The sequence below is a fragment of the Amphibacillus jilinensis Y1 genome, assembly GCF_000306965.1.
Classification (GTDB): domain Bacteria; phylum Bacillota; class Bacilli; order Bacillales; family Amphibacillaceae; genus Amphibacillus_C; species Amphibacillus_C jilinensis.
In genome coordinates, this window is record NZ_JH976434.1 from 196943 (window position 1) to 222446 (window position 25504).

Sequence of the window (25504 nt, forward strand, 5' to 3'; positions counted from 1 at the left end):
TTTTTCTATAAGATAATCTCTGGTAATATCCCTATCTTCTTACCTACCTCAATTGCTTCCGCACGTGAGGAGACATGCATTTTTTGAAATATTTTTGTTAAATGCCGCTCTACAGTACGCCTACTCATCTTAATCTGATCAGCAATTTCATCATTTGACTTCCCTTTGTCGACTAAAAATATAATTTCCTGTTCAATTTCTGTTAATGTGACTTGCTCACCGTTTTGCAACCTTACTTTATGATCTGTTCGCTTTACTTCATTGAGCCACTTAACTGGGATTACCGCTAAATCCATTAGGGCGCATTTCACCGCTTGTACCAATTGATCATTCGAGTAACTCTTACTTAAGAAACCGATCACCCCTAAATCAACCAGTCTGTTAAAATAAGCTGTTGTATCATACCCCGTATAAATCATCACACGTGCGTCACGATGGCGATGCAAAATCTCTTTCGTTAATTCAATGCCATTTTGACCAGGCATATTTAGATCGATAATGTAAAGATCAAAATGTTTAGACGTTAAGAACATTAATGCATCACGAGCACAAGAAACAAATTCAACAACGAGTTCTGGCTCATCTGATAATAAACGTTTTGTCCCTTCACCAACCATGACATGATCATCCACGATTAGAATATGTTTCATAAATGTTTCCTCCCTCATGATAAGGAATAAAAATCGTCATCCTCACACCCTTATTTCTTGCTGTTTCTAAGTTAATATCCCCACTTAAACTACGAACTCTTTCTTTAATTGATAACAATCCCATGTTTGTATCTACGGTATGGTACTCATCAGGGGCGATACCAATGCCATCATCTTTATATTCAAGCTTGACGCGATCCCCTTGATCTACCAAGACAATCCATACCGATTTGGCTTGTGCGTGTTTACGCGCATTATTTAACCATTCCTGTACAATACGATAAATGGCCATTTTTAAATCTAACGGTTGAACAAGATCTGCCTTTATATTGGTATGAAAAGTTAATGCACTATTCGATTGCAGTCGAAATTTATCGATTAATTCATTTATTGCATCAATTAAGCCAATTTCATTCAATATGGTTGGGTATAGAAATGTACATGTTTCTCTTATTTCAAAAATGATGTCTTTAACCTCTTCTTCAATAGCTTGAAGTGCGTCTTGTTTTGTTAATTCATCTGTTTCCAATTGGACCGCCTCTAGGCGGCGGCGTAATATAATTAAGTCTTGGAGAAATGTATCATGAATATCACTAGCTAAAGAACGTCTTTCATTTTCAGACCAGTGAAAAAGTAAACGTGAAAGCCATTCCTTATCACCAATCGTTTGGGCATTCTCTATTTCTTTTAACAAATCTTCTACTTTCAATTGATTCTCTATCGCTAAATTGGCAAATTGAGCTAAGCTTGATAACCAATCATATTGCTCCTTGGATAACGTACCGTTTTTTAATGCTATGAACAAATTAGTGAAATGCCCCTCATACCAAGCAAGAGGTACAGCATATAAATTTTGTTTGCCAACCACCTTTCCAATATCAAATGCCTGTCCATGATAACGGCGCAAAAGTGGTGTGTAAATAGCAGGTACACTACTTTGATTAGGCTTAGGATAGGTGCGTCCAATTTCTGTCACTATATCGGTTTGGATAACGGCTAATACTTCCTCAACTTCACGCTTGACAGCATAAATAATCTGTTGCCTACTTTTTTCATGCTTCATTGCTTCACTAAACCGATATAGACTCGCTTGATAATTGTCTCGAGAAACAAATAAATACGATCTCAAGTAATGGTCTAACTGTCTTTTAACAAACAAGAAAGCTAATGTCAGTAGAAATGTTAAAGCAAAAAAAGGAATGACATGTCTAGACTGAACATCTTGATAATGCATCAATAAATATAGAAGTGTTATGACCATTGAAAACAAAAAAGCTAAAACCATGTAATATGGGAGTTGATTAATTTTGAATTTAAATAAATACAATTGATCAGATACAAGCATATACAAAAAGCCTGCTGGAATAAAAAATAAAAATACATTAGCTAGTTCAGAAGGAATAATTGGTTGTCCAAGTATCAATAAAGGCACGATAAATAAGAATAAAAATGGTGCGGTTGCCGCTCCAATAGATAAAAAGATACCATGTAACGTATCAATAATAGCGTCATCTTTTAAATGAACAAGCCCTTTTATCAGCTGGAAAAACAGGGTAACCATAATCATAATAAAACACAGCAAAATCACCCGATTGTTTAAAGACCGATGGTTAGAAATAAAACTTGATATAATACCAGTAAAAGCAAGTAAATATGAAAAATAAATTGATTTCTTTGTAAACCATTGCTTACCTTTTTCTTTAAAAAAATGATAGATAAAGTGAAAAAATAAAGTAGGTGATAACAGGAATACGATAACCCTAATCATTTCAGCCAACGGATTTAATTTTAAAGCTAAACTAGATGAGGAATAAGCAAGACTAACAATTAGTGTCATTGCAATCAATAACCGCGCACTTGCTTCAGTGGGATTTCGTCGATAAATAATCAATGAGACAAAACTGCTAAATAGAAAATATAATAAAGGTAGCATTAAGTAAAAAAGATATTGCCCATAAATATCTGCATTATAATCAACTTTATGACGCGAATACTCCCCTTCTCGTTCAACGATTATAGATTCAGCCCCCTCAATCTCACCGTGGGTCTGTACAGTAGGATATTGATTTGCAGGTTGATGGTCAACATATATCACCCGATCACCAATATCAATATTATTTGCTTTGGCCCAACCTAGCCGATGTAAGTCAGAGACATGATAGGTTTCTTCTGTCACCTGTGATACAGTCATTCCTATGTAAGGATGAAAGTTGTTAACCATAATATAAATATGTAGTAGCAAAATAAAAGCAACAAATGCGATTATTTTATTTTGATTTAATTTTTTTAGCATATCTTCCTTCATATCAAACCTATCCTTCCCACTAAAAAAAGCTTCTTTCCTTTTATCACAGATAACCGTCCGTAAAACCCTCACTTCAAAATAGACCATAAAGCTACTTAATTAGGTGAGGATAACAGACACTCATCTCCAATGTCCCTGTTCACTCAACGCCCCATCCATGGGAAGAGAAAGAAAATGCCCACGAATTGAAGGTTTGTATTATTTGTTTAATTCTACATCAATCATCCTATTTTCTCACCACTTATCTCAATGTAGAGAGCACTAGCATTTAATCTCGATGAGTTAAGTATATAACCTAAAATGAAAGAAAAAAAGCCCCGACTTTGTGTTTAAGTCTAGAGCTTGAACATACATTACCTTTGTCGAAATATGCATTAGGGGAAGGTAATGGTTTCATGTGCCAAAGGCACGATAAGTTGATAAGTTAATAATATCATAGCCAACTATAAAAAGAACCGACAGTTTTTATATTAAACCGCCAACTAGTGTCGGTTTTTCAAATATGGGCATTTCTTCTAATTATCCTTTCTAAAAAAGCCGAATACACCAGCAGTATGGACAATGTTCGTAAATGCTTCTGGATCTACTTCATTAATGATTCGCTCCAAATCATATAACTCATATCGTGTAATAACAAGGACAAGCATTGCTTTATCTTCCCTTGTATATGCTCCACGCGCAGGTAAAATAGTCATTCCTCGTACTACCTTCTCATGAATTGCTTTTTGAAGGTCATCTGTCTTCTTCGTCACAATCATCGCTGTTACCTTTTCATGACGTGTATGTAGACCATCAACGACCCTTGTCGTTACGTAAAGGGCTAATAAAGTATATAATGCATTTTCTGGTTCATTCAACAAACCCGCGAAAAAAATGATAATCCCATTGACAATCATTAAATAGCTACCAATCGGCTTATCCTTCATTCGAGAAAGTACCATAGCAAGTATGTCAGACCCACCAGTAGATGCTCCCCATTTCAGTGTAAGCCCAACACCAAATCCGCCTAGTACACCACCAAAAACTGCATTTAACATAATGTCATTAGAAAAAGATTGAACTGGAATTAACTCTAAGAAGAATGTCGTCATAAGAACAGATAAAATACTATAAATGGTAAAATGACGTCCAACTTTAAACCAACCTAATATACCGACAGGAACATTTAAAAGTAAAAGCCATATCCCTGTACTAATAAAATCAACGTTTAAAAAATCCGAAAAAATCGTAGATAGTAACTGAGCAAACCCTGTAAAACCACTGGCATAAACATCAGCACTAATAAAGAAAAAGTTTAACGCAATTGCATTAATCAATGCACCAATAATGACAATGATAATTCGTTTGGCCTCAAAGATAAACATCGATTAGTCCCTCCTGTCAACGACTTACGGTAAATATCACCCTAGATAACGATAATTAATCACTTTTGACTATATTATCGTATTTTGGATAATTTAATAAAATACACTTTGACGAATGCCACCGCTAACTATAAACTAGAACTAACGGTTATGCAATATTGTTAAGTTATTTTTTAAAAAAGAATTAATCATCTTTAATTGGAGGGAAACGCATGGATGTTCAAATTATTGCCGATTCTGCTTGCGATTTAAGTGAAAAAGACTATCAAGCATATCAAATTGAACGTGTCAGTTTGACGGTCATGATGGATAATAAATATTACCTAGATGGTCAAACCATTTCAGCTAAAAAAATCTATGATGAAATGCGAGATGGTAAGTCACCCAAAACATCACAAGTTTCACCTGAAGACTTTAGAGCAGCCTTTACCAAGTATGCTAAAAAAAATCAACCTTGTCTTTATTTAGCTTTTTCTTCTGAATTATCTGGGACATATCAATCGGCTACGATAGCAGCGAAAGATGTGCAAGAAGATTATCCTGAGTGGCAACTACAAATTATTGATACGAAATGCGCTTCGTTTGGTTATGGCCTTGTTGTTCTTAGAGCCGCAGAACTCGCCAAACAACAACGATCCTTAGAAGAAATAACTGCTTCATCTAAGTATTATGCGGATCATATGGAGCACATCTTTACCGTCGATGATCTGGAGTATTTATATCGTGGAGGACGTGTTAGTAAATCAGCTGCTTTTGTAGGAACGTTACTTAAAATCAAGCCACTTTTGCATATGGAGGATGGCAAGCTTATTCCTTTAGAGAAAATTAGAGGATCAAAAAAAGTATTCCAACGCATGCTTGCCATTATGGAAGAGCGTGGAACAGATTTTAGCAATCAAACGATTGGTATTAGTCATGGTGACGCTATAGAGACAGCAGAACATCTGGCTGAAATGATTAAAGCACGCTTTACAGTGAAAGAGATCAAAATTAGAATGGTGGGATCAAGCATTGGTGCCCATTCTGGGCCTGGTACAATTGCATTATTCTTTTCTAATGAAAAATATCAGTAATGCAGTCGGTTTCAACACGATATAATCATAACTTAGCTTAAGTGAGAAAGTTGGGTATTTCTATTTATTGAAACGGAAGTAGATCATGAAACGAAGCTTTAATCAGTGGGCATGTTCGTTCTTCTCCCACTGATTAGTAGTTAAGCGTCAATTCTCTCTGGCATCGATATAAATAGATGAGCTATGCTCACTATTATAAGATATTTTACGGATGACTATCCGTGAAAAAGCCCCACTGGAATTGATATGCTCCCCTATAGGTAGACAGATTAAAAAATAAAAATCTGGCTGCTTATGGGGGAGTATTTTTTATCGTTCTATTTGTACTTGATAATGGCGTAACCAATAATCAAATTGACCAAGATAAGCTAACAACTGCGGTCCTTTCATTAACTGGCCAAACCACGGTTCATCTATAGATTGACCTTTACTTAAAACGAGCTGTTCAATTTGCGACCGATCAAACACTTCAAACAGGCGTGATTCTGAATCGACTAACAAATCTTGGATCCATTTAACCATGGCTTCCGTAAAATATGGATGGTACGTTTTTGGGTATGGGCTCTTCTTGCGTTCTAAAATAGGTTCAGGAAGCAAACCTTTCAAAGCTTGACGTAAGATACCCTTTTCCTGATTACCCACGTTTTTCAATGCCCACGGAATATTCCACACATATTCAACCAAGTGATGATCACTAAAAGGCACACGCGCTTCAAATCCAACCGCCATACTCATACGATCTTTTCGCTCTAGTAATGTCGGCATAAAACTCTCCATATTTAAATAGAATAGCTCACGACGACGTGCTTCTAAAGGTGAATCAAACTCACATCGGGGGGTTTGGTCAATGATCGTCTGGTAACGGTCAAGCCGATAATGATCCAGCTCTAAATATTGTTGCCAGTCTGAACGAATTAATCGATTTCGTAATGTTTTAGAACGAATCCATGGGAACCCTTCTCGTTCTAAATCATCTTCTCGATAAAACCACGGATAACCACCAAATATTTCATCGGCACATTCGCCAGAGAGAGCAACAGTGACCTGCTTTTTTGTTTGTTGACACAACCACAACAATGAACCATCCACATCTGCCATTCCTGGTAAATCTCTTGCCAAAACGGCTTTCTTTAGCGTTGCAACTAATGTTGATTGATCTAACACAAAGGTATGATGGTCTGTTTGATAGCGATCAACGACTAATGGCAAGAAGTCTTGATCTCGGGTAGGTTGAAAATCATTACCTTGAAAAAATTGTTCATTATCTGAGAAATCAATCGAAAAAGTTTGGAGCTTTTCATTTTTTAGTTGCTTTAAGTACCGTGCTGCGATTGCCGTAATAGCACTTGAATCAATCCCGCCAGACAGAAACGTTCCAATCGGCACATCTGAAACTAACTGCCTTTCCACAGCGTCTATTAATAACGACTTAACACGCTCAATTGTATCTGCTTCAGAATCGATATGTTTAGCGCTTTTGACTTGCCAGTAGCGTGATTGCTCAATACCTTCTTCTCTCACCCAGAGATAATGTCCTGCTTTCACTTCAAAAACATCTTTAAATACGCCATGCCCCGATGTTCGTGATGGACCAATTGCTAGCAATTCCTGTAAACCCGAACGATCAATAATAGGTTGAATGTCTCGATGGGCTAAGATCCCTTTCAATTCAGAAGCAAAAATAAAGGTATTGTTCTTAATTGTATAAAATAATGGCTTCACACCCAAACGATCCCTTGCAACAAATACCGCTTCTTTCTCTGGGTCCCAAATTGCAAATGCAAAAATGCCATTTAAATGTTGCAAGGCTTCTTCTCGCCATTCTATATAGCTTTTAAGTAAAACTTCAGTATCTGAATGTGATTCAAATCTCCACCCTAATGCCTTTAATGCTGAACGAACCTGATCCGTATTATATAATTCACCATTATAGATCATCGTAAAGCGATTTCCGTTTACTTCAGCTGTCATTGGCTGACAACCACCAGCAGGATCAACAACAATAAGACGACGATGACCAAAGGCAACGACTTGATTAAACCATGATGACGTTTGATCAGGTCCACGATGTGTTAAAGCACGAGTCATTTGCTCCACATTGTCGACATGATCAAATACACCCGTTACAAAATTTACACATCCCGCTATTCCACACATTCTTTTTACCCCTCTCACATTGCTAGTTCTGATTATATATATGCCCAGCTTGATAAGAGGTGCCTATATTTTAGTAAGTAAACAGAATAACGATATTTCCCTATTCGATCATTTCTTTAATCAACTGAAACACAGGCTATTGATCAATGTAAAATAAACGACATGCCAATTTAAAAAAACAGTCATACTTGCTTAAAGAAACTTCTAAACTATTAAAGAGGGAGAAATCCCCAAGGTAATCGACCAAAACCTAATACCAAAGCAATCACTAACATGACAATCCATTGCACCATAAAGCCTTTAAACGGTGCATCTTTCTTTATCCGCAGTATAATTGACTCCATCATTACAACAACCCATAATCCAGCTATACTTTTAATGATCACTTCTGGACCATAATCGTTCCAAACATTTGCTTGGGTATAACGATATAAAAGAACCACACCAGTAAAAATAATTAACAAGTATAATACTCGGCTAACCATATGGGTAATTTTCCCTGATTTCCATTTTTGCTTTTTATAAAGTGACCCATTTACAGCAAATAAAATAATTGCTAGCAACCAGCTGATAACATGTAAATGAATATAAAAGATAAGATCACCTCCTTTATCTGTTTCATTCCACATCTGAGCAGATCTAAACAACAGGAACAGATCTCAGAAAAATGGATTACAATGTAGAAATAGTGTCGGTTCTAAGCTCAAATTAAATGACACAGTTACAAACTCCCTGCATAGATTAATATACGAGGGGGAATGATTATGCCTGCAATTGTTGGTGCTATCAAAGTTCAAGCGATTTCAACGTCTAGCATTCTCCACGTTGGTGATGTTTACACAATTCGTCCATATGCTGAAGTTAAGACATTTGCTGGCGGTGGGTCCTTTAATACAGGTAATAACATCGAGGTTCATTTAGATAAAGCCCAAACGATTCTGCATGATCAAGATCAGTTTGACCAAGTCATTGCGGGTAACTTGGGGTAGCATTATGTTAATTCAACAATCCATAGTTATTCAGCAAATTAAAATTGGATCGATCTCAAATGCCTCGATTGTACAAATTGGTACGACCGGAACATGGCAAGCCTATGCAGATTTAAATAATACTGGACAATTTCAAACCATAATAGATCAGGCCGAATTTGATGCACCTATTGTCCCACTAGCACCACCTTCTATGTAAAGGAGTTCAAGAAAATGAATCATAATATATGGCATTATATTCAACAGCACATGCTGTTAATTGAACAACTTCAGCACAGACTAACAGAACTAGAGAAACAGATTGATTCGCAATCAGGTACACGGATTGAAAAGATAGAATATAAATTTGACCAATTAAAAATCGAGCGGCTTGAGGGCACCCTCCAAATCGGAATTACACCGGATGAAATTGAAAGTTTTTCTCAAGATAGCCCATTACATCAAGATCAACAGATTCAAGCTGATCTCTACAATTTATTACCTAGAGAGTTAGATCGTTTTCTGCAACATTATCACATCGATTTAGCTGAGCAAGACAAAGCGTCAATTTTAACTGACTTGAATCAACAATTACCGAAGCGGATTGGATATTACCAAAATAAGAAATTATCAACTGACGAGATTAAACAGGTTCTAATTAAAGATATGCGTCAGAGCTTAGCTGATCATTTTGAAGATAAGGGGGATGATGGTCACAATGGAGGTTCATAACCAACAACTAAAAGTTTGTTCCATTGATATAGATAATATTTCTGCTTCTTCAAGTTTAATCGTTGGTGACAGTCAACAAATTAAATTATACGGCTATTTTGATACCCCACCAGACTCCTATGTTGTCTTAACTGGTGAGGAGGAAGCATGATTGTTCGCACAGCCACTATTAACTCTATCCGCATTATTGCGATCGCATCCTCGGCAATCTTAAACGTTGGTGATTGTAAAGTAAGCCAACCTTATTCTCGCGAGATTGCTGTTCAAAAAATAGCAGGTATCACCGGAGAGGAAGCTGAACAATATGATGATTACAAGATTTTTGCACGAAAAAATCCTAGATTTGTTAATCTTCCTGATCAACCAATTAGAATTATAAATGATAGGGCAGATATTACTGTCGACACTATCAATATTTTGGGTGTAAATTCAAGCTCACATGTTCAAATCGGTCAGTGTGATCACATGCAAGCCGAAACACGAATTAAGCATATTCGTTATGTGTAACTATTTAAAAAGGATGTCGATATTATGCCAGCAATTGTTGGTCCAATTCAAATTATTGAAGTAGGTGGTGGCGTGATTAATTTTGGTGATAGCTTCTATTTATCGCCAAAAAGCGCTGGGAAAACTGCAGCAGGGGCTGGAGCATTTAATACAGGAAGTTTGATCAACACTAATAATGGGGTTAACGCAACAACGACATACGACCCAGATCTTGCTGATCAAGTGATTGGTAGCAACGCATAATTGCTTTTATTGAAAAGTATCCATTTATCATGAATAACCGTCGGTAAAACACCTGCCACAAATTAGAGAATAGCATTCAATCGATTAAGGTGGGCATTTTGTTCTTCTCCCACTGGTGGGGAAAGAACAAAATGCCCACTGATTGAAGGGTGGTTTCATGAGCCACTATAAAAAAGGCTTTGGATGCTAAATAGCATCCAAAGCCTTTTTAAAATTAGTTCATCACACGACGTACATGACCACTAAAGTTTCTTGCCCAATAACCACTTGACATATTAGCTTCCGCTACACCCGTTGACGATTGTGCACCAATAAATTTACCACCGCCGAGATAAATACCCACATGACCATTTCTTCCATTAGTATCAAAGAAGACGAGGTCTCCTGGTTGCATATTACTTGGCGATACTTTGTCTCCAACACTTGCCATCCCACCGGTATATGCAGGCAAGTTCACACCTTGTTGGCGGAATGCCCATGCGACAAATGCCGAACAATCAAAGATTCCTGCTTCAATATCTGCTTGCGTACGTCCACGCCCTAATTTATAAGTCGAGTTACCAAGGTAGGTACGAGCCGATGCAATCACGCTGTTTACACTGCCACTTCCAGCACTTACTGTTGGCACATTATTTGAACCACTACTACTCATTTGAACAATTTCAGATTGCTGACTTTCTTGACGTCTAGCAGCTTCGGCGCGTGCATTTTGTAACATTTGTTCAAGTTCGCTGTCTTCGATCTCTAATTCTTCAACAATTGTTTGCGCTTCTGTTTTTCTTTCTTCTAAGTGCTCCATGTTAGCTTCATGTATTTCTTTTTGCTCAATAATAAGTGCTTGCATTCTCTCTAGTTCATCTTGTGTCTCTTCAAGATCTGCTAGCTTATCTTCAACTTGCATTTTTTGGGCTTCAACCGTTTCTTGATCTTCTTCCAGTTGCTCTAACAAGCTTTGATCTGCTTGACTGATTCGAGTGACCATCGCCACGCGATCAATGAAATCCGTGAAGTTTTGCGCACCGAATACGACATCTAAATAACTACTTGCTCCACCATTTTTTTGAAGAGCGGCAGCACGATCTTTTAGGATGTTATAGCGACGTTCCATATCTTCTTCGAGCTCAGCAATTTCATCTTCTAATTCAGCAATCTCAGCTTCTGTCTCTTCTACTTTAGCTTCTGTCTTTTCAATGTCCTCTTCATTTGCTTCAATATCTTCATTTACACGATCAATCTCTGCTTCTAATTCAGCCAATTCTGCTTGAATGTCTTCTAATTCCGTGCGTTTTTCTGACAGTTCATCTTGCAGTGCTGAACGTTCTGCTTGAATTTCACTTTCTGTCTGGGCATTTACAACTTGATTGATAGATGGAGCTGTTACCGTTAGTCCGACTGTTAACGCTAAAGTTACTACGACCTTTTTACCATTCACGTCTATCCACTCTCACTTTCCTATGTATAAGTTATCGTCTATATATTTATGAATCTATTCTATTTTATATTAATCATTACTAGCTTTTTCACCAGCAATGCTAGTATAACATCTGTTAATGTCAGTGAGATGATAGAAATGTTACAGTTATATTTCATTTTTGAAAATAAACCTTCTTTTTCATAACAATATAAAAACGAGAATTGCTAATATTCTCGTTTTTCATCGATTGTTATGAATAAGATCAAGGATATATTTAACTTGATTATAGTCGATTTGACCTGGAGCTGAAGGTCTATCAAATGTTGCGAAAGTTAATGCTGAACCAAAGATTTCACCGGTTAAACGGCTAATTAAACCCAAGCTCCCCATTGCCATCGTTACAATCGGGATTTGACTGACTTGTTTCATTTGATCTGTTATCACTAATAAATCTAATAAATCATTTGTATCTTGTGGCATAACAGCCAGCTTTGCGATTGAGCCGCCGATAAGTTCTGCTTCTTTTAATCGATTGATCATTTCCTCTTTAGCTGGTGTTTTATTAAAATCATGGTTTGATATAATCGTATGTACTTGATTTTGTTTAGCTAATGCAATTAAATCATCTCGAATCGATTCCACAAACAACAATTCAATATCAATAAAGTCAACCACTCTAGATTCAATCGCTTGTTTGTTTAATATGTAGTAAGTATCTGAACTAACATTACGTTCTCCACCTTCTTGTTGCGTTCGAAAAGTGAAGATTAGAGGGATATTTTCTAGATGATCACGAATGATTTGTAAAGGTAGCTCTATTTGATTGTCTTGATAAAAATCCGCACGCCACTCTACCAAATCAGGCTGATGGTGATGAAGTTCCGTTGCTTGAGCTGTTATCTCTTCAATTGTTTTTCCCGTAATCGGCACACACACTTTAGGTTGTCCCGACCCAATTTGAACGTTTCTTACGTTTAGCATCATAAGTTAACCTCACTTTTTGTCAATGATGGTATTATAGCATGTTTGCAAAGATTATGTTAATCATACAATAGGAAAAAGGCGTGCCCAGTGTGCCCCGTCCTCCCTTATCGTTAATGACATATAATTGTTCTCAAACTACCACTTCAAAGGTAAATCTATTTAGGTGGCGCTAACGGACGCTAATTACTTGATTCACGTAACAACAAATCAGTGGGAAAGTACAAAACCACCCACTGATTGAACGTTCGTTTTATGTTTGATTGAGTTTCCATTTTTCTACAGATACCGAAGCATCACCAACAAAACGAATTTGATCTTGGTTCTGTTTTGGATATAGCCTCGTTGTAAACACATGGGTGCCATCATTAATAAATACTTCTAATGATGAATGATCAGAAAAAATATGCAATTGCTCTAGTGAAGCCAACGCTAATGACCTACTATCTCGACCATAGCCAGACGCACCGAGTGATAATGTCAATAATTGATCTTTTTTATTATAGTTAATGATCGTATCTTGGCGTAAATGTAATGATAGAGAGTCGCCGATTTCTTCAATAGTAACGATCATTTCATAGACTTCTCCACGTAATTGATCATCTTGATGATCACCAGAAATCGTAAAATGCGAATGAAATCGATCTGCTCGAATCGTTTCGTACTCAGGAAGCGGACGCTGATAAAGTTGACCATTTTCGACGGTTAACTGTCGCGGTAAGGTCATCGCATGTTGCCAGCCTCGTTCAATTGTTGGATTACAATAACTAGGTTCAATATCGGGCAAACCCATCCATCCCCATAAAATTCGGCGTCCTTTTTCATCTTCAAACGTTTGTGGTGCATAAAAGTCAAAACCATGATCCAATTCAATAAATGGTGATGTCGGGGTAAATCCAACTTGCTTCCAATTTGTTTTACCAAGATAATAGCCTGATTGATATACATTGCAATATTGATAACCCTGTGCCTGAAGTCCTTGTGGAGACATAAGTAACAAATCGTGACCATCTAATTCAAAAAAGTCCGGGCATTCCCACATGTAGCCCATTTTGTCAACTTCACCTAATAACATACCGTGATATGACCAGTTATACAGATCGTCAGAGTGATATACTAAAATTGCCCCTTGATCGTCCGTCGTCCTGCCACCTAATACCATATAATAGTGGTTATCTTTCTCAACAATCTTAGGATCTCTAATATGCTTAGTAAAGCCTTCAGGATAATCATTTGCGTGAATAATAACTTCTCTATAGTCAAAGTGAAAACCATCTTTGCTAACAGCATGTACGGTGTTTTGCTCTCTTCCTTGATGAATATAATCATAATCCCCTTCATATTTTACATTACCTGTATAATAAAAATGAATTTGATCATCTTTTACAAATGCACTACCTGAATAAACACCATGCAAATCAAATGATTGATCAGGGTAAATGGCAATCTCCTCTTCATTAAAGTGAACGAAGTCTTTTGATGTTTTGTGCCCCCAATACTTCAATCCCCCTTCAGGATCAAGCGGTGAATATTGGTAATATAAATGGTAGAGTCCATTGTATTGACAAACACCATTGGGGTCATTCATCCAGCCGGTTGGAGGCATTTGATGAAAGGCTAATCGCCATGGATCAGCTAACACTTTCTCTCTTAATTTGGGTTGTTTTGCTGCTATGCCAGCTCGTAGATCATGCGTTAATAAGTTCATATTACCTCTCCTTGGTGATCACGTCTTTTTCAAATTAGATCATTATATTTCCCTCTGCTATTATATTTAAAAAACGTACATTCTTGATTTTAACGAATAATTAGCTTCTCTTATACTTAAGTGCTTTTAAATTTTTACTACGGTACTGCTGCAATGTTAAATTTTTCATGTTTGATAGTCAGGTTTTTAGATCTGAGCCATTTACGCCTAATCTTTAAAGAGAAAAAACAAACCCTCAATTCAGTGAGCGGAGGGCTATAGGATGTAGGTCATGCAGACGTTGCCACAGGACGTGGCGGTCTTAGTCTGTAATCCTTCTAAAGACGTGACGGTCTTAGTCTACGATCTTACACACCCATTGATTAGTCGTTGAGTGAATCAGAACATTAAGTCTCCTATCTAAGCAGATGAGTACTGATTTCTATTTTGCGGCAGGCGTTTTACGGGCGGTTATTTGTGATAAATGCTTCCACTTCTTCTAATGGAGGTAGAGCATCAACAGCCCCATTCTTTAATGTTGTTAAAGCAGCATAACCATTACTAAAACTTAACATTTCAAGTATTTTATTGCTTGAGACTTCTGGCAATTGTTGAAGCGAGATTCGATGCTTTTGCATTTGATAAATAAATGAACCAATAAAAGCATCGCCAGCACCTGTTGTATCGATGGCTTCTACTTGAAAGCCGTGATGTTCAACGTGATGTCCAAACTTTGATTTTAAAAGGGCTCCCTTAGGACCACGAGTATAAATAACCCAGGCCACGTTACCTCTAAATAAACTTTCAAGTGCTTCCTCTTCATCTTCTATTCCCGTAATAAAAGTTAATTCTTCATCGGAAATTTTCAACAGATGAGCATACGGAATAAATTCATCAATCGCTTGTTTACAAGCCTCAGCTGACTCCCATAACGGTAAGCGTACATTTGGGTCAAAACTAATCAATGTATTGCTTCTCACCGCTTGGTCTAACAAGGTTCGATGCGCTTCTTTTATAGGGGCATCGATTAAATCAACAGAGCAAAAATGGACAATATCGTCTTTATTAGTCATTATATCTTTAACTTCTTCTATTGATAACAGCATATCAGCGCTAGGTTTTCGGTAAAATGAAAAATCTCGTTGCCCATCTTTTTTTAAAGAAACAAAGGCTAAACCTGTATTAGCTTCTTTAGTCCTTCGCACCCAAGTCGTTCCAACTTGAGACTGTTCAAGCTGCTCAACAATATGGTCGCCAAAAGCATCTTCACCTAGTTTAGAGACAAATTGGCTCTTCCCTCCTAGTTTTGCTACTGCTACCGCAACATTTGCTGGCGCGCCTCCCATGACACGTTTAAATTGCTGGACGTCCTTAAGGTCCAAATCTGTTTGATTTGGAACAAAATCAATTAACGCTTCACCAATAGCATATAATTGCCCCGTCATCATGCTCACTTCCTTACCATTTGATTAAGGGTGAAGGGGCTATGCCCATCACCCTTTTATTTTAACAAAAATGATTCAATTAATTAATTTCGTTTTTTATACTCTTACTTTGCACTCTAACAAGTAAGAAACTAACAGCAAAAGATACCGCTATGACTAAAAGATATTGCAAGAGCGCGGTAAAACTGTTTGTGTAAAGTAACAAACCAGGGATAAACGTTATCCCCATTCCAGTGGCGGTTAACCCCAATATATAAGTCAACAAACCACCTACTGCACCACCGATCATCCCAGATAGAAATATTTTAAAATGACGCAAACTTACACCGAACAACAGTGGTTCTGTAATACCAAATAAAGTTGATGCTGTAGAAGAAAGCGCATTTACACGTTTAACTTGATTTTTCATTAATAATGCAGCTGCTACAGCAGCACCAAACTGGCCGGCCATACTTGCCGTTGTAAGTGTTTGAATAATGTTTGTTCCACCATCATTTAATAAGCTGATCTCAATAATACCAAGTGAATGGTGTAAACCTGTAATCGTTAATGGTTGTTGTAATGCCGCAAAAACAATATAACCTATACCTAAAGGCGCTTCTAATATAGATACAATAAAATTGATGACGCCTGATTCAGCCATTTGTAGCACTGGCCCTAACACTAATAGCATAGTAGCAATCGTTATCGTTATCGTTAAGAAGGGTGTCACAACAAGGTCCATTAACTGGGGTACAACTTTACGTAACCCTTTTTCTAATTTAGAAATCAGATAACCTGCAACGATTGCTGGAATAATTGACCCTTGATAGCCAACAATATCAAGCCCTAAAAGACTTAACGGTTCTGCATTCCCTTCAGCGACAGCCCATGCATTAGGTAACTGTGGGGCTACCATCATTAAACCAACAACAATCCCAATGATTGGATTCCCTCCAAATTTCCGTGTAGCACTGTAAGCAATTAATACAGGTAAGAATGCAAAAGCTGTATCTGTTAACATCTCAAAAATAGCGAACCACGTATCATTAAATTCCATGCCTAACTCAACAAGTAAACCACGAACCCCCATTAGTAAACCTGTTGTTACAAGAGCTGGAATTAATGGTACTAAAATATCAGCTAATGTTCTAACAATCCTTTGAGCTGGGTTTAAATTTTTATAAACGTCACCCTTGAAATCACCATCATTTTGTCCCTCATCCGAATCGCCCAATACGTCTTTCAAGTCCTGATAAACAGCGTTAACCTTTCCTGTTCCAAAAATAAATTGATGTTGACCTGTATTGTAGAAGTATCCCTTCGATTCTGGAATTTCTTCAGTCTCTTCTTTATTTAGCTTACTATCATCCTTCAAAATAATCCGCAAACGTGTTGCACAGTGCTCGTAGTTCTTAATATTATCTTTTCCACCTACGACTTCAAACAATTTGTCAATTGTATCTTTATGTTTCATGATAGCGCCTCCTCAATTTATATTGTTAAAAATTAATAAGTCCGTTTCTTCTTATTATCTGTATTACCCGCAATATTATTTACTAATCATTTCTTAAAACCTGAAATCGATTTCATATTGTCTAATTGAGAAAAACTGTTCTCTCAAGACTAAGAGAAAGAAATTCGTTTTTCCCCTGATGCTGATTTGTAATCACCTAAAGGCTTTGCAAATCTCTCATCGTTTTTAAATTAGCAACGCTTTTTCTAATTTTGACTTCAAAGTCGATAACCACTTTGTCACTATCGACTTGGTTTTGCTTTATCATGTCAAATACATGCTCAGCTGCAACCATCCCACTCGTTTTAAAGCCATAGTGGACTGTCGTTAAAGGTGGAGAGAAATATTTCGCTAATTTAACATCACCTAACCCAGCCACAGAAACATCGTTAGGAACAGATAATCCATGATCATGTAAGCAATGAATGGCGCCTATCGCAAGGTGATCCGTTACAGCCATAACAGCGGTAGGTTTACCTCTAGTAAGAAGAGCTTCCATTTGCTTATAACCTGATTCAATCGAGAAATCACCAATGCCAATTAAATCTAAATCGACGCTTAAACCTGCTTCATGTAACCGATCGATATACGCTTGTTTTCTCACTTGACCAACAGCCACATCTTTAGGGTCAACGCCAATAAAACCGATGTTTTTGTGCCCACAAGCTATAATATGGTCGATCATTAACTTAGCCGCTCGATAATCATCATGAACAATGCTTGTAAATCCTTCAACTTGTTGCCCTACCATGACAATTGGAATAGCTAAGCTTTGCGCAAGCTTTTTGTGCTCAGCTGTTACTTCTGTTGCCATCATAATAATGCCATCAACCAGTTTGTTAGAAAGGAATTTCAAATATTTGATTTCTTCTTCAATTTGCAAATTGGTATTAGCGATAATCAATTGATAATTATGCTGTTTAGCTACCTCAGTTATACCATCAACGACTCGACTGGCTGTTTCTGTACTAATTTTAGGGACAATTACACCGATCATATGTGATTTTTGATTTTTCAATGACTTGGCTATTTCATTCGGCTGATAACCTACCTCTCGGATAACCTTCTCAACCGCTTGTCGTTTGTCATGTTTGACATAGCCATTATTATTCATAACCCGCGATACAGTAGCAGGCGACACACCAGCAAGCTTTGCAATATCTTTTATTTTCATTTGTTATTCACCTAATTTGATACTGAAATCGATTTCACTTACAGGTTATCATATCTTTTTTTCTAATGTCAACCCTTACATTTAATAAAATTAATGATTTCTAGTCATTTATGTTGAAAAATAAAGTAAGCTCTTACCCCTCTATATATTCAATTAAAACACCAATTGACTACATGGAAAAATGTTCATTCAAATGCCAATAGACGTTTATTTTTTTGAGAGAGAATCCTCCCCCTATCGAAATGAGATGAAACGCGTTAACCTTTTATCATTTTTAATACTTTATCCAAGGATTGTTTTTGTCCAATATGAAAATAGCTTGCAAATGGACAACCCAACATGTTTATACGTTCAACAGTATTGTTTATCGTAAATTGTTCTGGAACAAGACCGTTTTTGACTTCATGCCAAAAAAGCGGCGTTGCAACGGTTGCATCTGTTGTCTTTCGTGGTGAATACGGCGCAACCAATGTCTTATCTTTTCCATGCTGAACATAATCGATGTATAAACGTCCCTGCCTGTTTTTCTTTAACCGTTCAGTTGTAAATAAATCCGTGTACGCTTTTTCCATCGTTTGAGCGATTGCTTGAGTAAAAATCGCCGTTTCTTCATATGTCATACGACCAGATGGAATTGGAATATGAACTTGCAACCCCTTATTTCCTGATGTTTTAACAAAAGAAATTAAATTTAACTCGTCCAATAAAGACTTGATAATGTTAGCTGCTTGAATAGCCAGGCCAAATTGTTCTTTACTAGGCGGATCTAAATCAAAGACAATTTCATTTGGACAGTCAGTTTCTATCGTTTGAAAGGGAATATGATATTCAATTGCGCCTTGGTTAGCCAACCAAATAAGTGTATTTAATGTATTACAGACTATTCGCTTACCATCATCTGTTTCAACAAAATCCATGCATTTAGGGGCATATGAAGCTAGATGTTTTTGGAAAAAGTGTTCCCCTTGAATCCCGTCAGGAGCACGAATCACGGTAAGCAACTTTCCTTTTAGAAATGGTAACATATATGATGAGACATCTCTTATATATGTAAGTAACCCTCCTTTTGTAACCCTTTCTGGCCAAATCATTTTAGTGACATTGGTTATTTCAATATCACGAGGGAGCATGGCCATATCAAGATTTAGTTGCGCTTTTGTACAATCAGTTGGTGAAACGGTTGGCAGTAATGCGTTAAATCTTGGTTCCCTTAACTCACCTTTATATAGATCAAGCGTATGAACTGAAGCACAAATCGCTGGTGGAAGGGTCAGGACATTACCCTGTCTCTTTCCCTTAGTTAAGAAGACTTGTTTTAAGGTCTCCATCGTTTCTTTGTCTAGACCATGTTTACATTTCCCTACGGCTTTTACATCCTCATTTTGATAAACGTTTACAGTAAAATAATGATTTTCTAGGTGCATGGCTGTTAAAAACACTTGAATCGTACGCCAATTTTTTATTTTAAACCAATCATGGTGCTCTTTACCTTCTTTGTAAATACTGTTTTTCCGTTTGGCAACTATGCCCTCACCTTTAGCGTCATAAACTTTTTGCCATAATAGATCAGGATTGTCGTATGAAGTCACCATTCGAAGGCTTGTGGCTAATTCTAATCTTGAAAATAACCTGCTCAATAATTCTTTACGTGTCTGAAAACGTTCAGCAGACAGATTTGCTCCAGATTTTTGTAATAGATCAAACACCATAAAAGTTGCTGGTCTTATATGCATGGCTGTATGAATGGCGTCTTTAGCTTTATACCTGCTGCGTTTTTGGATCCAAGCGAAGTTTGCCTGGTAGGCGTTATTTAATACAGCAAGTTCGCCGTCAAGCTTTAACGGCAAATAAGACTGCACAGCATTTAGATTGTCACGACAATCATTGATAATCTCAGGAAAGTTAACTGTTAAATCTTTATTATTTTTACTTAGTAGTTGTATGTGATCTTTATCCCAACATAAGATACAACGAAAACCATCGTATTTCACTTCATACAACCACTCTTCGCCATCAGGAATTTCCATACTTTCACGTGGCTTCATAATCTCCATAAATAAACCTCCTCGCCTCCCACTTAACATGGCTTATTCGTTTAAAATTTAAACCTGTACTATCGCATAAAAACATCCATTGCTGACAAACTAACTAAAAAAGGAGGCAACAGCATGCACACCATGTGGAAAGGAACAATTAGTTTTGGTTTAGTTAATATACCTATAAAAATGCACGCAGCTACAGAAAACAAGGACATCCAACTTCGCCAGTTACATAAAAAATGTAAAACACCAATAAAATATAAAAAACGCTGTCCAAATTGTGAGGAAGAAGTGTCTAACGATGATATTGTTAAAGCTTATGAATACGCAACTAATAAATTTATCATCTTAGATGAGGAAGAATTACAAGCATTAAAAAAAGAACAAGAGGATAAATCCGTTGAAATTATTGACTTTGTAAAATTGCAAGACATTGACCCTATATATTTCGAAAAAAGCTATTATTTATCCCCAAATGAGGGTGGATCGAAAGCATATGTTTTATTAAGAGAAGCGCTAACAGAAGCCAACAAAATCGGGATAGCGAAAATGATGATTCGATCAAAAGAACAACTTGCTGTTATTCGCGTATACAAAGGCGCACTCGTGGTTGAAACGATCCATTATCCAGATGAAGTTCGCTCCGTCTCGGACCTTCCCAATATACCCGAGCAAGGGGAATTAGAGAAAAAAGAATTAGCCACTGCAAAACTTCTTATTGATCAACTGACTACAGAATTTGAGCCTGAAAAATACAAAGATAATTATCGGACAGCTTTAATGGAGTTAATCGAATCGAAGAAGAACAATGAAGAGATTGAAATCGGTGGTGAGGTTAAAAAAGCCCCAGACAATGTTTTGAATTTAATGGACGCCCTTCAGAAATCATTAGACCGTGCAAAAGAAGAAAAACCGCGAGCGAAGCAAACAAGAAAAAAAGCGACCACCAAAAAGAAAAGAGCTACGTCATAAGATGAACGGTGCATATCCTAAACATTTGCTTTTATTGATGCAACTCATTATGGTAAGGTTATAGTAAAAGATATATTCTTCACTCCTGATTTTTAATTCGAGATAACTCATCTCTTTCCTATAAAACAACTTTATCAGTGGGCGTTTTCGTTTTTCGCCCACTGATAATTAGGTAAGTGAATTAGGATATTAGTGGCCGTTATCTCTCTCCCTAAATAGATTTGCTCTACGCTCTATTTGAGCTGGGTGTTTGTGGACGACTATCTGTGATAAACTTCTTTAAAATGTCAAAAAAACGCTTCAACACATTGCTGCCTCTTCAGGAAGTCAAAACAAAAACCAATTGAGTTACTTCTGTTCAGCAAATCTCCACCATGCAATGGTTCCCACCAATCCGGTGATTCCTGTCATCATAACAATGACAATACTGATAAAGCTAATATTATCCACTAAAGAAATTACGGGTATTGTCCATGGAAAATACGTACCCATTCCAAGATGCATGACAACGTTAGATACAATTACAATCACAAACGTTAGACCAATTGGAGCCAAATACCCTTTCGTGACACTGGCTAACAAAGCGCTAGTTGTGCTGACAGCCATAATCATAATTGCCGTTAGCATGAAAGTCAAAAACTCACTTAGAATTAAAGAAATAGATCCACCATTAATTCCTATGAAAACACCGACTCCTGTAACCACCATAAATGAAAAACTAGCCAGAATAACATTCCAAATCGTAATTACGATAAATTTAGATAACACACTATATGTTTTAGGAATAGGCTTTACCAGCAGATCCTTAATGGTGTTGTCTGTATACTCTCGTCCAAAAACCCATGCAGAGGTAAAAGAACAACCAACCACCAGTAGTGTGGCAGTAGAAGCGAGTAAATCTGACAAATACGACTCCCAATCTAGGTCAGGACTGCTTAAAAATCCAAGCATCAGCGGTAATAGACTGAATACTGAGATAACCACCCAAAAAACAGTGGAACGATATACTTTACGTGCCTCACAATTCACAAAAGAAAGTATTTTCATGATTGTCCCTCCCTAATGACTGAACGAATGGTACGAAGAAAGTAACCTTCTAGATCTTCGGTCACAATGCTTAGATGTGTAGGCGGTTGGTTGGCACTCACTAATAGTTCCGCCACTCTATCAGGTTGTAGTATCGCGTCATCATCCATTAATTTCAGACGCCTGTCCATGGTTTCCTCAAAGTCATATCCTTGTTCTTTTAGAATACAACTCATTGCGCTTTTATCGCGACCATCAAGGAGCAAACGCTTTTGTAGCGATTGCTCCAATTGCGCCATTTTAATGTCTTTAACTAACTGCCCATGATGCATTATTCCAATTCGATCAACTAACTTTGTGAGTTCCTCTAATAAATGACTTGAAATAAAGATGGTAACACCAAAGTTCTTTGATAAATCAAGTAACATCTCCCTAATCTCCGCTACACTTGCTGGATCTAGACCATTGATAGGTTCATCCAAAATCAAGATTTCCGGATTGTGGATCATTGCCTTAGCTAGTCCTAATCGCTGCTTGTTTCCTAAAGAAAGGTTTTGGGCTTTTTTATTTTTGTAAGCATCGAGCCCTAGCTTTTCAACTACACAGTCAATCGATTGGCGGTCCGATATCATTTGCATTCGGCGTGCAATGTCTAGATTCTCAAAAACGGTAAGCCCAGGATAGTAGGTGGCTTCCTCTAAATATCCCACCTTATTCCATAACTTATAGTTCCCCGACTCAACTTTACTCCCCATCATATAGATACTACCGGTTGTAGGCTTTAGCAATGATAACAACAATTTTATTGTCGTTGTTTTACCTGCGCCGTTCAGACCAACAAACCCATATATTTCGCCTCTCTTTACTTCAAGTGAAACATTGTTTACAGCCCTGTGATCACCAAAGTATTTGCTGAGACCTTCCATTTGTATCACAGCCAAACTTGCTTTTTTTACTATTGTCATTGTTATAACTCCTCATCTATTATATTTAGACCCGCCTTTTGTACTTACTCCTTTGAACCTTCAATGCTTTTAATAAAACACATGAGGGTCATGTTCATAGATAATGATTTTATGGATACCTCTTGACGTATCGCCTACTTTCATTAGATATTAGTTTTTATAAGTGATACTTGAAATGTAACATCTTCACCGTAATTCACGAAGATAAACTGAACATCAATTTTTACACCATTGCTTTGTTGATATTCAGTTTAGATTATGGAAGTATAATAATTTATGGAGGTGAACATGATGTTTAATATTTTAGTCGTCGAAGATGATGCGAATACGCAAAAGCTGATGTGTGCTGTTCTAAAGCGTGGAGGCTACAATACTTCCACCGCAACGGATGGACTTGTGGCTTTAAATATGATGGAAACCCAGCATTTTGATTTAATTGTTCTCGATGTCATGATGCCTCGAATAGACGGCTATCAATTATGCAGGGATTTACGTGGTATTGGTGATAATATACCGATCCTAATGGTAACTGCCAATCAAGAATCGAAAGACAAACACAAAGGCTTCCTTGCAGGTACAGATGATTATATGACAAAGCCATTTGACGAAAAGGAAATGCTATTTCGCATCAAAGCACTTCTACGTAGAGCAAAAATAGCAAGTGAGCACAAACTCGTAATTGGTGAGACAACAATGGATTATAATGCCCTCACTGTTGTAAAAGGAAAAACGGAATTTACACTCCCTAAAAAGGAGTTTTACCTTCTATTTAAACTGATGAGTTATCCCAACAAAATTTTCACCCGCCTTCAACTAATAGAGGAAATTTGGGGTATCGAAACAGAAACAGATGACCATACTTTGAATGTTCATATTAACAGACTGCGTGATAAATTCAGAGACAACTGTGACTTTGAGATTGTGACGGTACGTGGTTTAGGCTATAAAGTGGTGATGCGCCAATGAGATGGACAAAAAAGGTTTTCTCCAAAAAAATTAGCCTTGCACTTTCCTTGGTGGCATTGGTTTTTATGGTCATGGTTTTATCCATAATTTCAGCGGCTCTTCTTGCCTTATTACTTAATTGGTTGGATCTTTTTGATTTTGATCAGGAGATAAATCCAATAATTGTGGTGATGTATACCTTTGTTTTTTTAGGTGTTGTAATTGCCGCTCTGTTGAGCAACCGTTCCGTTAAGCCGATTCGTGATATGATGAAGGCTACTGATAAGGTAGCAAATGGTGATTTCTCTGTTAAAGTGAACGGTAGTTTTGTATTAGAATTGGACACGTTAGCCCAAAGCTTTAATAAAATGGTACAAGAGCTGAGAGGGGTTGAAACATTACGTAGTGACTTTGTGAGAAATTTTTCACATGAATTCAAAACTCCCATTGTCTCGATTAGTGGATTTGCAAAATTGTTAAAAGAGGGGAACATTAGCGAGGAGGAGAAGCAAGATTACCTGGATAGTATAATTCAAGAATCCGAGCGATTGGTTAAGCTTTCTACTAATGTCCTTAACTTATCAAAAGTAGATACGATCGAAATCATAAGTGAAAAAACGCTTTACCGATTAGATGAGCAAATCCGGCTGGCCATATTAATGTTGGAACCAAAATGGAATGCTAAAAATCACCATATGGATATCGAACTGAAAGATGAAATTGAATTTCTCGGCAATAAACATCTCATTCATCAGGTTTGGATCAATCTTCTAGACAATGCTATAAAATATACAGACAACGGGGGCACGCTAAAAGTAAATTTGTATCAATCCGGGCGAAAAGCCGTTTTTCGTCTTGAAGATAATGGAGGCGGTATGAGCGATGAAACGATGCACCATCTGTTTGACAAATTCTATCAGGGACACAATTCTCATTATATAGCAGGAAACGGGCTGGGATTAACACTAGTCAAGCGGATTATCGACCTTTGTGAAGGTACAATAGAAGTGCAAAGTGCTCTGGGGAAAGGCAGTGTTTTTACCATAAGGTTACCGATAGATGAGATAGGATAGGAAGTTAGATGGGATGTGTCTGCGCTATTTTTAGTGATGATGTACACTAAATCAGAACGATCAAAAATAAAGAGCAATTTTCTTCGAGCCATGTATTGCTGACAATGCCTTGCTTATCCTGTGGAAACAGCACAAACTGAAGCCCCCCTGTGTAAAGTGCTCTTTTTCACACAGGGAAATGTATTAGGTCATCATTTTTAGGGGGCACATCATTTATTTTTAAAGGAAATAATAACGTAAAAATTTCACACGCTAGCCTCCTAGCATTACTTGCCTCGTTCATACCATT

The 25504-nt window shown here is 37.2% G+C and carries 24 protein-coding genes; 10 read left to right on the top strand and 14 right to left on the bottom strand.

All coding sequences use genetic code 11. The features are described 5' to 3' along the window. Positions 1-5: 5 nt before the first annotated feature. The 3 genes from B494_RS0101415 to B494_RS0101425 all read right to left on the bottom strand — a co-directional run bounded on the left by B494_RS0101415 (position 6) and on the right by B494_RS0101425 (position 4319). Positions 6-650 carry a response regulator transcription factor gene (locus B494_RS0101415; protein ID WP_017470570.1) on the bottom strand — a complete coding sequence of 215 codons (645 nt, stop codon included), beginning with the start codon at positions 648-650 and terminating at the stop codon, positions 6-8. Next, positions 625-2955, bottom strand: a complete 2331-nt coding sequence (locus B494_RS0101420; RefSeq protein WP_017470571.1) for a sensor histidine kinase — start codon at positions 2953-2955, stop codon at positions 625-627. Before B494_RS0101420 ends, B494_RS0101415 begins: the two co-directional genes overlap by 26 nt. 515 nt (positions 2956-3470) lie before the next feature. Further along, on the bottom strand, positions 3471-4319 hold the full coding sequence (locus tag B494_RS0101425) for a YitT family protein (RefSeq protein WP_017470572.1): 849 nt from the start codon (positions 4317-4319) through the stop codon (positions 3471-3473). A 212-nt stretch (positions 4320-4531) separates the two neighbouring features. Between B494_RS0101425 and B494_RS0101430 the strand changes: the two genes are divergently transcribed. Continuing rightward, entirely contained in the window at positions 4532-5392 is an 861-nt protein-coding gene (locus tag B494_RS0101430; RefSeq protein WP_017470573.1) for a DegV family protein, read from the top strand. A gap of 309 nt (positions 5393-5701) precedes the next feature. Here B494_RS0101430 and asnB read toward each other — a convergent pair whose 3' ends face one another. Both asnB and B494_RS0101440 read right to left on the bottom strand, forming a co-directional pair. Next, entirely contained in the window at positions 5702-7549 is a 1848-nt protein-coding gene (gene asnB, locus B494_RS0101435; RefSeq protein ID WP_017470574.1) for an asparagine synthase (glutamine-hydrolyzing), read from the bottom strand. A gap of 212 nt (positions 7550-7761) precedes the next feature. Next, entirely contained in the window at positions 7762-8178 is a 417-nt protein-coding gene (locus B494_RS0101440; RefSeq protein ID WP_017470575.1) for a YisL family protein, read from the bottom strand. Positions 8179-8313: 135 nt separating this feature from the next. Between B494_RS0101440 and B494_RS0101445 the strand changes: the two genes are divergently transcribed. The 6 genes from B494_RS0101445 to B494_RS0101470 are packed head-to-tail and all read left to right on the top strand — an operon-like array spanning position 8314 to position 9999. Then, on the top strand, positions 8314-8538 hold the full coding sequence (locus B494_RS0101445) for a spore germination protein (RefSeq protein WP_017470576.1): 225 nt from the start codon (positions 8314-8316) through the stop codon (positions 8536-8538). A 4-nt stretch (positions 8539-8542) separates the two neighbouring features. Beyond that, positions 8543-8737 carry a spore germination protein GerPB gene (locus tag B494_RS0101450; RefSeq protein ID WP_017470577.1) on the top strand — a complete coding sequence of 65 codons (195 nt, stop codon included), beginning with the start codon at positions 8543-8545 and terminating at the stop codon, positions 8735-8737. A gap of 14 nt (positions 8738-8751) precedes the next feature. Further along, a complete protein-coding gene (gene gerPC, locus B494_RS20055) occupies positions 8752-9249 on the top strand; it encodes a spore germination protein GerPC (protein ID WP_017470578.1) in 498 nt (165 codons plus the stop codon). Beyond that, positions 9236-9400 carry a hypothetical protein gene (locus tag B494_RS0101460; protein ID WP_017470579.1) on the top strand — a complete coding sequence of 55 codons (165 nt, stop codon included), beginning with the start codon at positions 9236-9238 and terminating at the stop codon, positions 9398-9400. The genes gerPC and B494_RS0101460 overlap by 14 nt, the downstream gene beginning before the upstream one ends. After that, positions 9397-9756 carry a spore germination protein GerPE gene (locus B494_RS20060; protein WP_017470580.1) on the top strand — a complete coding sequence of 120 codons (360 nt, stop codon included), beginning with the start codon at positions 9397-9399 and terminating at the stop codon, positions 9754-9756. Before B494_RS0101460 ends, B494_RS20060 begins: the two co-directional genes overlap by 4 nt. 24 nt (positions 9757-9780) lie before the next feature. Next, positions 9781-9999, top strand: a complete 219-nt coding sequence (locus tag B494_RS0101470) for a spore germination protein (protein ID WP_017470581.1) — start codon at positions 9781-9783, stop codon at positions 9997-9999. A 214-nt stretch (positions 10000-10213) separates the two neighbouring features. On the opposite strand, the gene B494_RS0101475 is transcribed toward B494_RS0101470, so the two are convergent. The 7 genes from B494_RS0101475 to B494_RS0101505 all read right to left on the bottom strand — a co-directional run bounded on the left by B494_RS0101475 (position 10214) and on the right by B494_RS0101505 (position 20249). Next, positions 10214-11431: a coiled-coil domain-containing protein gene (locus B494_RS0101475; protein ID WP_017470582.1), complete on the bottom strand. Its 1218-nt coding sequence runs from the start codon at positions 11429-11431 to the stop codon at positions 10214-10216. A gap of 222 nt (positions 11432-11653) precedes the next feature. Beyond that, positions 11654-12397 carry a type I 3-dehydroquinate dehydratase gene (gene aroD, locus B494_RS0101480; RefSeq protein ID WP_017470583.1) on the bottom strand — a complete coding sequence of 248 codons (744 nt, stop codon included), beginning with the start codon at positions 12395-12397 and terminating at the stop codon, positions 11654-11656. A gap of 250 nt (positions 12398-12647) precedes the next feature. Then, positions 12648-14102: a glycoside hydrolase family 32 protein gene (locus tag B494_RS0101485; protein WP_017470584.1), complete on the bottom strand. Its 1455-nt coding sequence runs from the start codon at positions 14100-14102 to the stop codon at positions 12648-12650. A gap of 440 nt (positions 14103-14542) precedes the next feature. After that, positions 14543-15526 (bottom strand): carbohydrate kinase family protein, encoded by a 984-nt coding sequence (locus B494_RS0101490; RefSeq protein WP_017470585.1) that lies wholly within the window; start codon positions 15524-15526, stop codon positions 14543-14545. A gap of 79 nt (positions 15527-15605) precedes the next feature. Further along, complete coding sequence (locus B494_RS0101495; protein WP_017470586.1) at positions 15606-16982, bottom strand: PTS transporter subunit EIIC; 1377 nt, start codon at positions 16980-16982, stop codon at positions 15606-15608. A 196-nt stretch (positions 16983-17178) separates the two neighbouring features. Next, complete coding sequence (locus B494_RS18790; RefSeq protein WP_017470587.1) at positions 17179-18195, bottom strand: LacI family DNA-binding transcriptional regulator; 1017 nt, start codon at positions 18193-18195, stop codon at positions 17179-17181. 257 nt (positions 18196-18452) lie between these two features. Beyond that, the gene (locus tag B494_RS0101505; protein ID WP_017470588.1) at positions 18453-20249 is read right to left on the bottom strand and encodes a DNA ligase D; all 1797 of its coding nucleotides are present in this window, start codon (positions 20247-20249) and stop codon (positions 18453-18455) included. Between the two features lie 114 nt (positions 20250-20363). On the opposite strand from B494_RS0101505, the gene ku reads away from it, so the two are divergent. Next, a complete protein-coding gene (gene ku, locus B494_RS0101510) occupies positions 20364-21206 on the top strand; it encodes a non-homologous end joining protein Ku (RefSeq protein ID WP_017470589.1) in 843 nt (280 codons plus the stop codon). Between the two features lie 348 nt (positions 21207-21554). Here the strand turns inward: ku and B494_RS0101515 are convergent, their stop codons facing one another. Further along, complete coding sequence (locus B494_RS0101515) at positions 21555-22253, bottom strand: ABC transporter permease (protein WP_017470590.1); 699 nt, start codon at positions 22251-22253, stop codon at positions 21555-21557. Continuing rightward, entirely contained in the window at positions 22250-23197 is a 948-nt protein-coding gene (locus B494_RS0101520; protein ID WP_017470591.1) for an ABC transporter ATP-binding protein, read from the bottom strand. The genes B494_RS0101515 and B494_RS0101520 overlap by 4 nt, the downstream gene beginning before the upstream one ends. Before the next feature lie 291 nt (positions 23198-23488). On the opposite strand from B494_RS0101520, the gene B494_RS0101525 reads away from it, so the two are divergent. Next, positions 23489-24163: a response regulator transcription factor gene (locus tag B494_RS0101525; RefSeq protein ID WP_017470592.1), complete on the top strand. Its 675-nt coding sequence runs from the start codon at positions 23489-23491 to the stop codon at positions 24161-24163. Beyond that, positions 24160-25215: a HAMP domain-containing sensor histidine kinase gene (locus B494_RS0101530; RefSeq protein WP_017470593.1), complete on the top strand. Its 1056-nt coding sequence runs from the start codon at positions 24160-24162 to the stop codon at positions 25213-25215. Before B494_RS0101525 ends, B494_RS0101530 begins: the two co-directional genes overlap by 4 nt. The last annotated feature ends 289 nt before the right edge of the window (positions 25216-25504 follow it).